2 protein-coding genes are annotated in these 1,086 nt (G+C 63.2%); one reads left to right on the top strand and one right to left on the bottom strand.

The window, feature by feature from the left end:
• Nucleotides 1-134 precede the first annotated feature (134 nt).
• Nucleotides 135-320, top strand: a complete 186-nt coding sequence (locus DLJ49_RS21285) for a hypothetical protein (protein WP_115395492.1) — start codon at nt 135-137, stop codon at nt 318-320.
• A 62-nt stretch (nt 321-382) separates the two neighbouring features.
• Here DLJ49_RS21285 and DLJ49_RS21280 read toward each other — a convergent pair.
• Nucleotides 383-1,086: IS1595 family transposase (locus tag DLJ49_RS21280; protein ID WP_115395491.1), on the bottom strand; the 704-nt coding region annotated here is incomplete at its 5' end.

The raw sequence follows: 1,086 nt of genomic DNA, 5'->3' as shown, positions 1-1,086 counted from the left end.
CGGGGTGATCGTGGTATCGTCGTCCATGGCGTATCGCTCCTTCGGGAGGTTCTGGCAGGCTTCATCACCGGCCACGATACGCCGCCTTCGCAGGCCCCATCACCCATTTCCCGGCATAGCTCAGGACTGACGACATGACCGATCTGATCACCCGCATCCGCGAGATTGCCGACCGCCGCGCCCGCTATGCCCGCACGGTGCAGGAGTTGCGCGCGATGCCACTCGACGTGGCGCTCGACCTCGATCTCCACAAGGGGGACGCCGAGCGCATCGCCCGTGCGGCCGTCTACGGCGACGCTGGCGGCAAGAGCCTTCGCTAAGGCTCTTGCAAATCCCTTTCTTGAAGGGATTCGCCGTTATCCCCCAAAAGAAGCATCACTCCTCAGACCACACGAAAGCCATAATTCGATGATCGCCGGATCTGGCGTCCGGTCGCATTGGCCAGGAGTTCCCGCATCAGGTCCATCAGGGGCAGGGGTTTCCAGACGATATGCCTTCCCCCGTTCGCCGCGATCCGGGTGCTCGACTGCCTGCGGTTCCATCGCCAGCAGAGTTCATTCAGGTAGCGCTGGACGTGCGCACCTGTCAGCCGATGCCAGACCCCGACCCGCGCGCGTTCGACATAGCCGGAGAAGGCCTCGACCGTATTGATGTGCGCATCCGTCGCCGTGTTCACAAACTGCTTCGCGCTGTGCTTGACGGCGTGGTGCGCTTGGTAGCCGCGACCGATCGCGCGGAAAGTCGACCCTCGATCTGACATCAGCGTCGTGGAGGAAGGGTCTGTCCAACGATCCAGCACCGGACGGATATCCACGGCGCGCCCAGAGGGAACGCGTGCTGCGCGGGCTTGGCCCGTGCGCGTCGCGGCAACCAGAACGATCTGCTTCTTCGTTCCTCTCCCGCGCTTGTTCTTGACGCCCTTCCGATACTTCGGCGCCCCGCCCACGAATGCTTCATCCAGAGCTATGCCGGGAAATGGGTGATGGAGCCTGAGAAGGCGGCGTATCGTGGCGGGTGCTGAAGCCTGCCAGAACCTCCCGAAGGAGCGATACGCCATGGACGACGATACCACGATCACCTCGCTTC

The organism is Rhodovulum sp. 12E13, from assembly GCF_003340565.1.
Taxonomy (GTDB): domain Bacteria; phylum Pseudomonadota; class Alphaproteobacteria; order Rhodobacterales; family Rhodobacteraceae; genus HLUCCA09.
The sequence above is the reverse complement of the archived record's forward strand: the minus strand, read 5'-3'. Positions and strand labels throughout refer to the sequence as shown.

Bases quoted from the DNA above. Each gene is read 5' to 3' on its own strand.
- DLJ49_RS21285 (WP_115395492.1), top strand. From the start codon at position 135: ATGACCGATCTGATCACCCGCATCCGCGAGATTGCCGACCGCCGCGCC.